Raw genomic sequence first — 13,552 nt, forward strand, 5'->3', positions numbered from 1 at the left:
CGCGCTCCCGTGTCCCTGTCCGGGTCAGGGGAGCAGGGGGATCCCGGCCGGGACGGTGCCCGGGACGCCCGTGGGGATGTCTGCTGGGACGCCCGTGGGTACGCCCGCCGGGATGCCCGTGGGGATGTCCGCCGGGACGCGTTCCAGTACGCCGCCCGCGAAGACGTCGTAGAGCGGGAGCGTCTCCAGGTGGACGTAGCCGATGTGGCAGTCGCACACGGCCAGGGGGCAGGCGCGCGGGCGCAGGGCGGCGCGGTAGGAGCCGTCGTAGAGGTTGCCGAGCTCCGCCTTCACGAAGTGGCAGCGGCGGACCGTCCCGGCGCCGTCCACCGAGATCACCGAGGCCCCCGTGCGGCACGGCAGGCCCGCCGAGCGGTGGGGGTGGCGGCTGAAGGGGAAGAGCGGGTCCAGCTCCGTCCAGGCGGCCGCCTCCGGATCCGTGTACGCGTGCCCCTCGGCCGCGTTGATCCACAGGTACACGCCGGGCGGTAGCGCGGCGCGCAGCCGGCGGGCCTCCGCGAGGTGCTCCGGCAGGCCGACCACGCCCACGCTGAACCGCACGCCGGCGGCCAGCAGCTCGCGGCACTTGCCGAGGAAGCGGTCGTACGGGGTCTGCCCCGGGTGGTACGTGCACCACAGCGCGAGCGTGTCCCGATCGGCCCCGGCGGTCCAGCCGGTGCGGCCGCTCAGGTTGGTCTGGATCGCGACCCGGCGGACGTGCGGCAGGTGCGAAAGCTCCACCAGGGTGCGCCGGTACCAGGAGCGGACCAGGCCCTCGCCCCACGGGGTGAACAGGACGGACAGCCGGTCGCCGGTGTTGCCGGCGGCCCAGCCCGCGAACCGTTCCAGCGCGGCCCGGTCGGCCGTCAGCAGCTCGCGGCTGTCGCGCCGCTTGGCGAAGGGGCAGTACGGGCAGTCGTAGTCGCAGGAGGACAGCGGACCCCGGTAGAGGACGGTCAGCTCCATCGGCTCCTGCTCCTGCTCCTGCTCCTGCCCCTGCATCTTCATCTGAATCGGCGTCCGCCCCTCCGCCCGCGCCGCCGTCCCCGTCACTTGCGCTCGTACGCGGCCATCGCGGCCCGCACGTCCGCCGAGAACAGCGCCGGGCCCGCCGCGTCCGAGTGGGCCAGCCCCTCCGGGGTCAGCCGCAGCAGCTCCGCGTCGTCCACGAGCCACCCGCGTTCCGCGAAGTCGGCCAGCACCGCCGGGAAGTCCTCCCACGGGCCGCTCCCGAACCGCTCCCGGTACTGCGCCACCGGCATTCCGCAGGCCTGCAGCAGGGACTGCAGCAGGTGGCGCCGCCGGGCCTCCCGGGCGTCGATCCACCGGCCGTGGTCGGCCCGCGCGAAATCGGCCTCCGGGCGGCGCACGTAGTCGTCGATGATGCCGCGGATCTCGCCGGTGCCGACCGCGTAGTCGAAGGAGTAGTGCAGGTCCGCCGTGTAGGAGCGGGCTCCGCAGCCCAGGCCGATCATGCCGTCCGTCTGGCAGGCGTGGTCCCCGGCACCCTCCCCGGGGGCGCCGGCCCGGCGGAACATCCGCATCGACACCTGTTCGTACCCGGCAACCAGCAGGTGGTCCCGTCCGGCCCGGTAGAGGCGCAGCCGCTGCTCGTCCCACCCGGCGGCCGAGGACTCGGCAGGACGGCGCCCCAGGCCCGTCAGGGGGCGCACGTACAGCGGGTAGAGGTACAGCTCCTCCGGCCGCCACGCGAGGGCGGCGTCCAGCGAGTACCGCCAGCTCTCCTCGGTCTGCCCGTCGATGCCGTAGATCAGGTCGATGTTGAGCACCGGTATCGCCGCGTCCCGGACCCGCGCCAGGGCCGCCTCCACGTCCGCGCGCTTCTGCGGCCGCACGGCGGAGCGGGCCTCGTCCGCCACGAAGCTCTGCACGCCCAGGCTGAGCCGGGTCGTGCCCCGGTCGGCCAGCACCGCGAGCCGGTCCGCGGTGGTGGTGGCCGGCGAGGCCTCCACCGACAGCGGCACCGCCCGCAGGTCGGCGCCCGCGCGCTGCTCGGCGATGTCGCAGAGCCGTTCCAGCTCGGACGCCGTCAGGAAGGTGGGAGTCCCGCCGCCGAAGGCCGCCGCGGCGAACCGCACGGGTTCCCCGTGGCCCAGTGCGTCGCGGACGGCCGTCGCCTGCCGCTCCAGTGCGTCGAGGTAGGCCGTGGTCAGGCCCTCCGGTGCGCCGATGCGGGTGAAGAGGTTGCAGAATCCGCAGCGCACCTCGCAGAACGGGACGTGGAGGTAGAGCGAGAGCGCGTCCTTGGGCTGCTCCGCCCACAGTTCGCGCAGCGCCGGCCGCCCGGGCAGCGGCCGGTACGCCGTCTTGTGCGGATAGGCGTACACGTAACTCTCGTACGGGGTCGGGAGGTTCATCGGGCGACCGGCTCCTTCTGGGTCAGGAAGAACTGCGCGTACGGGACCGTCCAGACCGCCTCGTGGGCGAGCCGGTGCCCGGTGTACCCGTCGTCCCCGTACGTCGTCCCGTGGTCGGAGCAGACGACCGCGAAGCAGCGGCGCCGCGCGCGCACCGCGTCGAAGAGCCGCCCGATGTGCCGGTCCACGTACTCCAGCGCGGCCGCGTGCGTCTCCCGGGAGTCCCCGGCCGCCGCCGTGGCGCCGGGCGAGTGGAACCAGTTGGGCTGGTGCATGGCCGACACGTTCAGGAAGAGGAACAGCCGCCGCTCGCGCGGCAGTCCGGCCACGACCCGCTCGGCGCGGTCCACCTGCGCCTCGAAGGAGTTCGGCGAGGCCACCCCGAAATCCGGTTCCCAGTGCGACTCCTGGAACATCCCGGGCAGTACGGAGCCCAGCGCGGCCGCCTTGTTGAAGAAGCCGGTGCCGCCCACGCACACGGTCCGGTACCCCGCCCCGGCCAGCCCCGACACCAGGTCCGGGGTGTCGAACACCCACGTGCCCCCGGCGGTGGTCTCGCTGCCGGGGAACCGGGCGGCGAACAGCCGCGGATGCGGGCCCGGACCGGCCGGCGTGGGCAGGAAGCCCGCGAACATGGCCTGGTGGGAGGCGTAGGTGAAACTCCCCGGCGCGTGCCGCCGCTCCCACGCCCCGCCGGGCAGGTGCGCCGCCAGGTTCGGGATCCGCCCTTCGGCGGCCAGTTGCGCGGCGACGTCGTGGCGCAGCGTGTCGAGGGTGACGAGCAGGAGGTCGTCGCGGCCGACGACCTCGTTCATGTCAGGGGCGGGCGGGGGCGTGTGCATGGTGGTCCTGTCGTACGGCGGCCACCTGGGCCGCATAGGTGTCCTGGCCTTCGGCGGGCGAGCCGGGCAGCCCGGTCAGCCGGGGCAGCAGATCCCCGAAGGCGTTGACCTCGCCCACGGCGAAGCTCCGCCAGCCCGTGGCGGGCAGCAGGTCGACGCCGACGCACGGGGTGCGCGGGAAGGCAGCCGCCGCCCGCTCGCAGACCGCGAGCGCATCCGTCTCCCAGTCGCCGCCGGCCTGCGTCACCGCGGCAACGGCGGCGGCCAGATCACCGCGCGCACCGCCCAGATGGAGATTGGTCAGCGGCCCGCGGGCGGTGCGGACCACGGCGTGCGTGGCCCGGCCGCTGGTGACGACCACCCGCAGATCGGCGGAGCGGCCCCGCTGGGAGGCCTTCGGCAGCCAGCGCTCGATGTGCAGCCCGTCGGGGGCGAGGGCGTCGACGATGGCGCCGATCACCCGCTCGTCCTCGTACCGGCTCAGTCGCAGCGAGTTGTGCAGCGCCCCCGAGGGGGCCCGCTCCACGGAGGTGGTGGCGCGGACCCGGCCGCCCGCGCCCGTCTCCACCGCGAGCACCCCGGAGGCCGAGGAGCCGTGCGCGAGCTTCACGAACGCCCGGCGGCAGCCGGGGCGGGCGAGCACCGCCCGCACCTCCTCCCAGCCGCGCACCGGCGTGCGGACCGCGTCCGGACCCGAGGTCGGGGAGGCCGGTACCGGGATCCCCGCGGCCGCCAGCCGGCCGTGGCACAGCCGCTTGTCGAACAGCACGGCGAGGTCGTCCGGATCGGCCAGCAGTCTGCCGCCGGCCGCCCGCACCCCCTCGCGCACCGTGCCCACGGCCTCGATGAACCGGCGGTACCAGCGCCCGGTGCCCTCGACCCGGGTGGCGTCGGCGACCCCGCGCAGCAGCCGCTCCACCTCCGGGTCCTCACCGGGCGAATCGATCCGTACGCTCTCCCCGGCCCGGAAGGCGGCCCGGCCGTCCAGTACGTGCAGCCACGGCACCACCCGGGCCGCGGGCAGCCCGGCGGCGCGCACGGCCTCCTGGAAGAGGGCGGTCCGGCGGTTGTCCGGATTGCCGACGACGGCGAAGGAGACGGCGGGAGCCGTACGCGTCACTCCGCCACCGCGATGTAGAGGTCCACGCCGTGCGCGTGGACGTCCGGGGTCTGGACGTCGCCGAGGTCCAACTCCACGCCGTGCGGGACCAGGGCGGCACGGAGCCGCTCCTGTTGCGGCTCACCGATGTAGTGGTGGTGCAGGTCGAGCTTGCCGAGATGGGTGAGCGGCTGGCCGGCCAGCAGGGCTTCGGCACCCTCGTCGTCCAGGATGCCCATGGACAGGTCGAGGACCTCCAGCCGCTCCACGACCGGAGCGGTGGCCAGCGCCGCCGCGATGTCGTTCTGGAGCTTGCTGTTGCGCAGCGCGAGCCTGCGCAGGGCGGGCAGCCGCTCGCCGCTAAGGAACGCCTCCAGGTCGCCGACCTTCGCGTCACCGCCGTAGTCGACCGTGCCCAGCCACAGGTCGAGCTCGGTGAGCGCGGGCAGTTCGCTGGCCGCGACCCCGAGCACCACCTCACGCGGCAGCCCGCCGGTCTCGATGCGCAGCACGCGCAGCGCGTCGTGCTTCACGGGCGGGAAGACCAGGCCCGATCCGCCGCGTACGCCGAACTCCTCGAGCGCGGGATGCGCCCGCAGCAGCGGGCTCACGTCCGACTGGGTGATCCAGGAGATCTCGCACTCCTCGGACGTGATGTCGCCGATGAACAGCGCCCGCAGCGCGGGGAACTCCCCGGCGGCCCCGGCGAGCGCCTCGACGATCCCGGCGTTGGAGGTCTCGTACGCCTCGGACCAGCCGCCCACGACCAGGGACCGCACCTGCCGGGTGTCCACGGTCCCGGTGAACCGGGCGAAGGCCTGCGGCCATTCCTCTTCGGCGTCGTACACGTCCGCCGAGATCCGCCAGGCCACCGCCCCGGCCCCGGGCAGCGCACGGGTGTCCCCGGGTCCCGGAAAGTCGAAGACCGGCAGGCCGCCCAGCTCGCTCAGGTGGTTCCCCATGGTCATGTGCGCTGCTCCCGATGGTGTGATGGGCGCCCGCCCGGCCGTGCGTGTGCTCCGACAACAGTTCTACCAAGCCCCACCGACAACTCCCGCGGCTCAGCGCCACCCCGCTGCCCGGACCCGGGCCAGCCGCCGTTGCCACACCTCCCGGGTGTCGCACTTGCGGGGGCAGCCGCAGACGCGCTCCGCGAGGAGTTCGGCGTGCAGTGCCGCCGGGGCCCCGGGGTGGTGGACGGCGAGACCGCGCACGAAGGCCGGCGGCCATCCGGGCCGGTCGGCCTTGGTGGCCCGCTCCCACTCGGCCAGGGAGCGGAGCGTGGCCTCGTCCGCGGCCGGGTTCAGCAGGACGGCCCACCGCACGTGGATCTCCTCGTCGGAGGCCAGCCGGAGCAGGACGTCGGGCGGAGCCGTGAAGTTGTGGGCGGTGTAGAGCCGCACGGGCACGATCTCGTCCCCGGCGAGCTCGCGCAGCCGGTCCGCCGTGGTCTGCGGGCAGCGGGCCTCCCTGACGCGGGCGTAGCCGCGCATCCGCTCGGCCGGACCGCGGATCTTCCGGGGTGTCATGACCCTGATCCTGTCACGGGACACCGGGCGTCGACCTGATGGGCCACCGGCGCAGGGCCGCCCCGGTGCCGCACCCGGTCGACGCGGCCCGACCGGTCAGCGCTTGCGGTACGCGCGCGCGTCCTCGGCGGCGGCCAGCACCGCATCGAGGTCACCGCCGATCGCCGAAGTCAGCGTGATGGCCACGGCGCCCTCCAGGAACGGCGCGTCCACGATCCGGGCGCCTTCCGGCAGTTGCGAGGGCTCCTCGCCGAGCAGGGACTTCACCGTCAGCACCGCGCTGCCCATGTCGCACAGCACCGCCACGCCCCGGCCCTCGTCCACCGACCGGGCGGCAGCCGTGATCAGCTCCGCGCTGGTGCCGATCCCGCCGTCCGGGGTGCCGCCCGCCACCGCGAGGGGAGCCGGCTCGACCGAGCCGAGCAGCGCGCCCGACAGCGCGGCCACGGACTCCGCGACCGCCTTGCTGTGCGAGACCAGCACCACGCCGACCCGGCCGGTACGGGTCTTCGGCGCCGGCCGCTCCACCGGGGACGGGCCGGCGGCCGGCTCCGCGGGGGCCGGTTCCGCCTCGGCGGCGTCGACCGCGCTGCGCAGCGCCTCCATCAGCAGGGCCACGGAGTTGGCCCCGGCGTCCTGGTGGCCGACGCTGCGCTCGCCGAGGTAACTGGCCCGGCCCTTGCGTGCTTCGAGGCCCTCGGTGGCGTCGGCGCCCGCTCGGGCCGCCGAGACGGCCTCGTCCAGGGCCTCGCGCAGCGGCCGGTCCGCCCCGGCGGCTTCGGACAGGGCCGCCACGGCCGGAGCCAGCGCGTCCACCAGCGTGGCGTCGCCGATCTCGGCGCCGCCCAGCTTCTGCACCGACCGAAGCCCGGCGCCGAGCGCGGCGCCCAGTTCCAGGGCGCTCGGCGCCCCGGTGTCGCCGAGCACCTTGCCCGCGCGGCGCAGGGCGGTGCCGAACAGCGGTCCGGAGGCGCCGCCCACCGTGTTCGTCAAGGTGGTGCCGGCCAGGGTCAGCAGGGCCCCGGGAGTGGCGGGCCGCTGCTCGGCGACGGCCGCGTCGACGGCGCCGAAGCCCCGTACGAGATTGGCCCCGTGGTCCCCGTCTCCGATGACCGCGTCCAGCTCGGTGAGGCGCGCGCTGTCCCGGCGTACGAGCCGGTTGGTCTCGGCGATCCAGCGGCGGAAGCAGGCGGTGTCCAGCACGGGCGTGGCCGCGGGCGGGGTGGTCGGTGCGGCCGGCGTGGTGGTCATGGGGGATCGCTCCTGGGGGTGTGTCGTCGAGGTCGGGGGGAAGGGCGGGAGGGGGGTCGGCGAGCCCGGGTGCGGGCTCAGCAGCCCCAGCGCAGGGACGGGGTGTCCACCGGCGCGTCCCACAGGCGCAGCAGCTCTTCGTCGGCGCGGCACAGGGTGAGGGTGCAGCCGGCCATGTCCAGGCTGGTGACGTAGTTGCCGACGAGGGACCGGGCCACGGTGATCCCGCGCTCGTCGAGCACCCGCTGGACCTCGGCGCGCATGATGTACAGCTCCACGGGCGGGGTCCCGCCCAGGCCGTTGACGAGCAGGATGACGGGCGCGCCGGAGGCCTCGGGGAGGTCGTCGAGGATGGCGTCGAGCATCGCCTCCGCGGTCGCGGCGGCGGTCATGAGCTTGCGGCGCTCGCGACCGGGCTCGCCGTGGATGCCGATGCCCAGCTCGATCTCGTCCTCGCCGAGGGTGAAGTTCGGGCCGCCCTTGGCGGGGGTGGTGCAGGAGGTCAGGGCGACGCCGTAACTGCGCGCGTTCTCGTTGACCTTGCGGGCGACCGCGGCGACCTCGGCGAGCGGGGCGCCCTCCTCGGCGAGCGCGCCCGCGATCTTCTCCACGAACAGGGTGGCGCCGGTGCCGCGGCGGCCCGGGCCGTTCGCCGTCCGGGCCACGGCCACGTCGTCGTCCACGACGACCTGCTCCACCTTGACGCCCTCGTCCTCGCAGTCCTCCGCGGCCATCGTGAAGTTGAGGATGTCGCCCGTGTAGTTCTTCACGACGTGCAGGACGCCCGCGCCCGAGTCGACCGCGCAGGTGGCGCGCGCGATGCTGTCCGGCACCGGGGAGGTGAACACCGGGCCGGCCACGGCGGCCGCCAGCATGCCGCGCCCCACGAACCCGGCGTGCAGCGGCTCGTGCCCGCTGCCGCCGCCCGACAGCACCGCGACCTTGCCGGCCGGCTGCCCGGCCGCCCCGGCGGCCCGCGTGACGATGCCCTGCTCCGCCTCGACGCGGAGCCCCGGGTGGGCGGCGGCCATTCCGCGCAGGGCGTCGGCGACGACGCTCTCGGGGGAATTGATGAGCTTCTTCACGGGGGCCTCTTTCCTGAAACATGCAACGCGGAACGCGGATGACGCAGAACTCCGGCCCGGAGCGGAAATTGGAATTACGACGCGGTATTAACCCGGCGCCGTCGCCGATCCGCCGCCACGACCGGGGCACTTGGCTGGAACTTTACTCGGGTTGATCCTCGGATCGAGCCGGGTCCTTGGTCCCGGATCCGGCCGCGGAAGGGCCTGTTCGCAAAGGGGTCGTGCATATTTCCGCCTTATCCGGAATCCGTGATAGGGATGAATGAGCAAGCGGAAATGAATTCGCAATGAGGAGGATTCACGTGAAGACCGTCGGTACCCGCATGATGATCAGCCCGCCGAAGTACGTGCAGGGCGCCGGAGCGATGAACGACCTGGGCGAGCACACCTCCCGCCTCGGGACGAACGCCCTCGTCCTGGCGGACAAGGGCGTCTGGGGATTCGTCGACGCGGCGGTCACCGCCTCCCTCGCCGCCGCCGGGGTCAAGCTGACCAAGGAGGTCTTCGGCGGGCTCTGCACCCAGAAGGAGATCGACCGGGTCGCCGCGGCCGCCCGGGCGGCGGGCGCGGACGTCATCATCGGCATCGGCGGCGGCACCTCCATCGACACCGCGAAGGCCGTCGGCCACGCACTGGGCGACATCGCCGTCGTGTCCGCCCCCACCGTCGCCTCCACCGACGCGCCGACCAGCGCGCTCGCCGTGATCTACACCGAGGAGGGTGCCTTCGAGCGCTACTCCTTCTTCCAGCGCAACCCCAACCTCGTCCTCGTCGACACCGCGCTCGTGGCGGGTGCGCCGAGCCGATTCATCGTCTCCGGCATGGGCGACGCGCTCGCCACCTGGTACGAGGCCCGGGTCTGCGTCGCCGCCAACCGCGTGGCCATGGCGGGGGGCCTCGCCACCGAGGCCTCCCTCGCGCTCGCCCGGCTGTGCTGGGAGACGCTGATGGAGTACGGCCCCCAGGCCCGGCTGGCCGCCGAGGCGCACGTGGTCACCCCGGCGCTGGAGAAGGTCACGGAGGCCAACACCCTGCTCTCCGGACTGGGTTTCGAGTCCTGCGGCCTCGCCGCCGCGCACGGGATCCACAACGGCCTGACCGTCTCGCACAAGGTGCACGGCATGATGCACGGCGAGAAGGTCAACATCGGCACCCTGGCCCAGCTGGTCCTGGAGGGCGCCCCGACCGATGAGCTGGACACCTGCCTGCGCTTCAGCCGGGCGGTCGGCCTGCCCACCACCCTCGCCGAGATCGGCCTCGGCGACCCGGACCGCGAGGAGCTCCTCGCCATCGGGCGCGCGGCCACCGCGGAGGGCGAGACCACGCACAACATGCCGTTCCCGGTGACCCCGGACATGGTCGCGGACGCCCTGATCGCGGGCGACGCGTACGCCCGCGCGACCGCCGGGAAGCACTGCTGACCGGTCTGCCCGCGGGTGCCCGGTGAACCGGGTGAGATCCGAAAGAGACGGCCTAAGGCTGCCCGGCCCCGTCCGGCCCGGCCGTCCGGGATGCCAGGAGGAGGGCGATGTCGTCCGGCCGGTCGGTGGAGCTGCCCGCCTCGCCGACCAGCCGGTCCGCCATCTCCGTCAGCGGGGTGGGGCGGGCGGCCGCCAGGGCGGCCCGGAGCCGCTCCACCCCTTCGTCGATGTCCGTGCCCGGGATCTCCACCAGTCCGTCGGTGTACAGGGCGAGCACCGCTCCCGGTTCGACGGTGAAGCGCGCGACCGGATAGTCGGCTCCGGCGTCGATGCCGAGCACCACCCCGCCCGGCAGGTCCAGCACCTCGGTCCGGCCGCCCGGATGCCGCAGCAGCGGCTGGGGGTGCCCGGCGCGGACGGCGAGGGCGAGGCCCGTCGCCGGGTCGAGCAGGACGTAGCAGCAACTGGCGAACTGGCCCGGGTCGAGGTCGATGAGCAGTTGGTTCGTGCCGCGCACCACCTGCTCCGGCGTATTGTCGCTGAGTACGAAGGCCCGTACGGCGCTGCGCAGTTGGCCCATGGTGGCGGCGGCCGCCACCCCGTGGCCCTGGACGTCGCCGATCACCAGCGCGAGCCGCCCGGCGCCCCCGTCGAGGACGTCGTACCAGTCGCCGCCGACGTCCATCCCGGCGGTGCCGGCCAGGTACCGGCCGACCGTGGCCACGTGTTCGCGCACCGGCAGCCGGTGCGGCAGCAGCGCCGACTGCAGGCCGCGGGCCAGCGCCGCCTCCGTGTCGTAGCGCCGCGCCCGTTCCAGGGCCTGTGCGATGAGCCCGGCCAGCGCGGTGAGCGCCGTACGCTCCTCCGGGCCGAACCCGCGCGGAGCGTCGAAGCCGAGGATGCACGAGCCGACCGGCCGGCCGGAGGCGATCAGCGGCAGGAAGGCGCGGGCCCCGACGTGGGAGTCCAGCGGGATCCCCGGATAGGCGGCCGCCAGGTGCTGCATCGACTCGAAGAACAGCGGCCGGCCCGAGGTGAGGGTCTCCACGCCCGGCAGCCGGACGTCCAGCGCGACCCCGTCGAACCGGTCGAGGAACCCGTTCGGGAAGCCGGTCTCCCAGGCCAGGTGGAGGTGGCCCTCGCCGAGCAGGTAGATCGCCAACTGGCGTCCGCCGAAGGCCGGGAGCAGCTCCTCGGTGACCACCGCCGACACCTGCCGCGCTGTCACCGCCTCGCTCAGCGCGATCGCCAGGGCCACCGGCCGGTACAGCGCCGAGGCCCGGTCGGCGGGCGAGCCGAGGGCGGCGGAGCCGTGGCCCGGGGAGCCGAGCCCCGCGCCGGGCCGCACCACCGACTCGGGTGCGTACGCGGGCGGTTCGGCCGCGGCGATGGTGACGGTGACCCCGTCGGCTCCGGGGTGCAGCCCCACCGACAGCCACTGCGGCGGCAGGTGCGGCCTGCGCCGGGAGGCCCGGAAGTGCACCGGGGCGGGGGACAGGAACACGGCCCGGAAGTGGTCCTCGTAGGCGGAGTGCCCGAGCCAGGGCAGGGCGTCCCACAGCATCCGCCCGCCCAGTTCCCGGCCCCCGGAGCCGAGCAGGGTCCCGGCGGCGGAACGGGCGGCGGAGTTGGCGAACCCGATCAGGCCCTGCCGGTCCACGGACAGCACGGCCAGGTCCAGCCGGTCCACGGCCGCGCGGGCGCCGCCCGACGGATCGGATCCGGACGCGGAATCGGACGCGGATCCGGACGCGGGCCCGCGCGCGGATCCGGACCCGGACCCGGGCCCGGATCCGGATCTGGGCCCGGGCACGCACACGGGGTCGTCCTCCCACGTCACCGGCGTCCCGCCCGCGGCCAGCGCGGACAGCTCCCCGGCCAGCCGGTCCGCCACCGAGCGCAGCCGCCTGCGGTCACCGGCACCGACCGGGACCCCGGGGGTCGCCGGGCGCAGGACCACCAGGACGCCGTAGCGCTCGCGGCCGCGGGCCACCGGCTCGTAGAGCGAGCCGAAGGGGAAGGGCAGTCCGGCCATCAGCTGGGGGAAGCGCCGCATCGCCGATTCCGCGTCGGGAAGGTGCACCGACTGCCCTGAGCGGTACGCCTCGGCCACGGGGTACGGGCGGTTCATGTGCATCCGCCACCAGGGGCGGAACAGCGGCCCGGGGATCCCGGTCAGGGCCGCCATCCGCAGCAGCCCCTCGGTGCCGGAGCGCAGGTAGACCCCGCCCGCGTACCCGCCGGCGGCCCCCACGGCATCGAGAGCGGCCCGCGCGAGCACCCGGGCCGTGGCGTCGGTGACGGGGCCGCCGGTCTCCGGTCTCGCCGTCACCCCTTCAGGATGCCCCCGGGGAGGTGTCCGCGCACGCCCCGTCCGGCTGCCGGACCGTACCGGCCGGGGCGCGGTCCCGGTAGCCCGCCACCACCGCGACCGCCGCCATCAGCAGGACCGCGGACACCGTGCGCAGCGCCGTCCCCATGGCGTCGGTGAAGGCCGTGACCTGCGCGGCCTCGTGCGGCACCCCGTGGAAGCGGGAGGCCAGCACCGTGCCGACCACCGCCACCCCGAGGGCCGCGCCGATCTCGCGGGCCGCGGTGTTCAGGCCCGAGCCCAGGCCCGCCTGGTGCGCGGGCAGCTCGGCCACCACGGTCAGCGTCAGCGCGGGCGCGCACAGCCCGGTGCCGACCGACAGCACCAGCAGGTAGAGGGCGTAGAGGGCGTACGGGGTGCTCGCGTCGGCGGTGGACACCAGCAGCAGGCCACCGCCGATCAGGCCGAGCCCGGCCCCGACGGGCAGCCGCGGCCCGGTGCGCTCCTGGAGCCGGGCCCCGAACCGGGGCACCAGCGCCATGCCGATGGTCAGCGGAACGATCGCGAAGCCCGTCTGCGCGGGGGAGAAGCCCTTGGCGTACTGGAGGTACTGGGCGTTGACGAAGAACAGGGAGAACAGCCCGAAGAAGGCGGCGCCGATCCCGAGCGCCCCGGCGCGCAGCTTGCGCGAGGCGAAGATCCGCGGGTCCAGCAGCGGGCGGGCGGCGCGCAGCGCGTGGCCGGTGAAGGCGGCCAGCAGCGCCGCGCCCGCGCCGAAGGCGCCCAGGACGCGCACCGATCCCCAGCCGTACGAGGGCCCCTCGATGATCGCGTAGACCACTGCGAAGAGTGCCCCCGCGAGCAGGGCCGCCCCCGCCGGGTCGACGGCGGCGTCGGCGCGCGCGGGCGTACGGGGTACCGTGCGGGCCACCGCGAGCGCGAGCAGCGCGCCCAGCGGGACCACGCCCCAGAACAGGGCCCGCCAGGTCAGGAACTCCCCGGCCAGACCGCCGCCGACGTTGCCCGCCAGGCCCCCGAGGCCCGCGGCCAGCGTCCAGGTGGCCAGTGCCCGGCCCCGCAGCTCCGGCGGGGAGAGGTGGACCAGGACCGACATCGTGGCGGGCATGATCAGGGCCGCACCGGCCCCGCACAGCCCGCGTCCGGCGATCAGCACGGCCGGGCCGGTGGCGAGCGCGCTGAGCGCCCCGCCCGCGGCGAACAGGGCGAGCCCGGCCAGCAGGGCGCCCTTGCGGCCGTAGCGGTCACCGAGGGCGCCGGCCGGGATCAGCAGCGCGGCGAAGACGATGACGTACGCGTCGACGGACCACAGCAGTTGCCCGGAGGTGGGGTGCAGCCCGGAGGCGGCGAGCTGCGGGATCAGCAGGTTGACGGCCGCGACCATGCCCTGGGCGACCAGGACGCAGGCGCACAGCACCAGCAGCGCGGCGCGGGTGAGCGCGGGGGCACCGGTGGGGCCGGGGCCGGCCGTGGGTTCGGGACCGGCCGTGGGGCCGGCGGTGGGATCGGGGTCTGCGGTCGGTTCCCGCTTGAGGGCACGGCGGAGCACGGCTCCTCCTCGGAGTCGGTGGGCGGTCGGGGTGTGCTCTCACCGTAGGGTTGGCGTGACCTGCTTTCC

The 13,552-nt window shown here is 74.9% G+C and carries 11 protein-coding genes; 1 reads left to right on the forward strand and 10 read right to left on the reverse strand.

The genetic code is table 11. The annotated features are described in order from the left end of the window. Positions 1 to 24: 24 nt before the first annotated feature. From OG904_RS28625 to dhaK, 8 genes are all read right to left on the reverse strand, one after another. A complete protein-coding gene (locus OG904_RS28625; protein ID WP_405498329.1) occupies positions 25 to 966 on the reverse strand; it encodes an STM4011 family radical SAM protein in 942 nt (313 codons plus the stop codon). Between the two features lie 83 nt (positions 967 to 1,049). Beyond that, entirely contained in the window at positions 1,050 to 2,378 is a 1,329-nt protein-coding gene (locus OG904_RS28630; protein WP_405495828.1) for an STM4012 family radical SAM protein, read from the reverse strand. After that, positions 2,375 to 3,193, reverse strand: coding sequence for an STM4013/SEN3800 family hydrolase (locus OG904_RS28635; protein WP_405498331.1), 819 nt, complete (start codon positions 3,191 to 3,193; stop codon positions 2,375 to 2,377). The genes OG904_RS28630 and OG904_RS28635 overlap by 4 nt, the downstream gene beginning before the upstream one ends. Position 3,194: 1 nt before the next feature. Continuing rightward, complete coding sequence (locus OG904_RS28640; RefSeq protein WP_405495830.1) at positions 3,195 to 4,340, reverse strand: STM4014 family protein; 1,146 nt, start codon at positions 4,338 to 4,340, stop codon at positions 3,195 to 3,197. After that, positions 4,337 to 5,287 carry an STM4015 family protein gene (locus OG904_RS28645; protein ID WP_405495832.1) on the reverse strand — a complete coding sequence of 317 codons (951 nt, stop codon included), beginning with the start codon at positions 5,285 to 5,287 and terminating at the stop codon, positions 4,337 to 4,339. The genes OG904_RS28640 and OG904_RS28645 overlap by 4 nt, the downstream gene beginning before the upstream one ends. Before the next feature lie 93 nt (positions 5,288 to 5,380). Then, positions 5,381 to 5,848 carry a hypothetical protein gene (locus OG904_RS28650; RefSeq protein ID WP_405495834.1) on the reverse strand — a complete coding sequence of 156 codons (468 nt, stop codon included), beginning with the start codon at positions 5,846 to 5,848 and terminating at the stop codon, positions 5,381 to 5,383. A 96-nt stretch (positions 5,849 to 5,944) separates the two neighbouring features. After that, positions 5,945 to 7,099: a dihydroxyacetone kinase subunit DhaL gene (gene dhaL, locus OG904_RS28655; protein WP_405495836.1), complete on the reverse strand. Its 1,155-nt coding sequence runs from the start codon at positions 7,097 to 7,099 to the stop codon at positions 5,945 to 5,947. A gap of 77 nt (positions 7,100 to 7,176) precedes the next feature. Then, positions 7,177 to 8,184, reverse strand: a complete 1,008-nt coding sequence (gene dhaK, locus OG904_RS28660) for a dihydroxyacetone kinase subunit DhaK (RefSeq protein WP_405495838.1) — start codon at positions 8,182 to 8,184, stop codon at positions 7,177 to 7,179. 302 nt (positions 8,185 to 8,486) lie between these two features. On the opposite strand from dhaK, the gene OG904_RS28665 reads away from it, so the two are divergent. After that, on the forward strand, positions 8,487 to 9,605 hold the full coding sequence (locus OG904_RS28665) for a glycerol dehydrogenase (protein WP_405495840.1): 1,119 nt from the start codon (positions 8,487 to 8,489) through the stop codon (positions 9,603 to 9,605). A gap of 52 nt (positions 9,606 to 9,657) precedes the next feature. On the opposite strand, the gene OG904_RS28670 is transcribed toward OG904_RS28665, so the two are convergent. Together OG904_RS28670 and OG904_RS28675 are read right to left on the reverse strand one after the other, a co-directional pair. Then, positions 9,658 to 11,937, reverse strand: coding sequence for a SpoIIE family protein phosphatase (locus OG904_RS28670; protein ID WP_405495842.1), 2,280 nt, complete (start codon positions 11,935 to 11,937; stop codon positions 9,658 to 9,660). A gap of 4 nt (positions 11,938 to 11,941) precedes the next feature. After that, on the reverse strand, positions 11,942 to 13,357 hold the full coding sequence (locus tag OG904_RS28675) for an MFS transporter (protein WP_405498333.1): 1,416 nt from the start codon (positions 13,355 to 13,357) through the stop codon (positions 11,942 to 11,944). Positions 13,358 to 13,552 lie beyond the last annotated feature (195 nt).

The organism is Streptomyces sp. NBC_00096 (assembly GCF_045041305.1).
In the GTDB taxonomy this organism is placed as follows: domain Bacteria; phylum Actinomycetota; class Actinomycetes; order Streptomycetales; family Streptomycetaceae; genus Streptomyces.

Excerpts from the sequence above, each read along its gene's own strand:
- OG904_RS28630 (WP_405495828.1), bottom strand. The coding sequence starts at position 2,378 with ATGAACCTCCCGACCCCGTACGAGAGTTACGTGTACGCCTATCCGCAC.
- OG904_RS28635 (WP_405498331.1), bottom strand. The coding sequence starts at position 3,193 with ATGAACGAGGTCGTCGGCCGCGACGACCTCCTGCTCGTCACCCTCGAC.
- dhaL (WP_405495836.1), bottom strand. The coding sequence starts at position 7,099 with ATGACCACCACGCCGGCCGCACCGACCACCCCGCCCGCGGCCACGCCC.
- OG904_RS28645 (WP_405495832.1), bottom strand. The coding sequence starts at position 5,287 with ATGACCATGGGGAACCACCTGAGCGAGCTGGGCGGCCTGCCGGTCTTC.
- OG904_RS28625 (WP_405498329.1), bottom strand. The coding sequence starts at position 966 with ATGGAGCTGACCGTCCTCTACCGGGGTCCGCTGTCCTCCTGCGACTAC.
- OG904_RS28650 (WP_405495834.1), bottom strand. The coding sequence starts at position 5,848 with ATGACACCCCGGAAGATCCGCGGTCCGGCCGAGCGGATGCGCGGCTAC.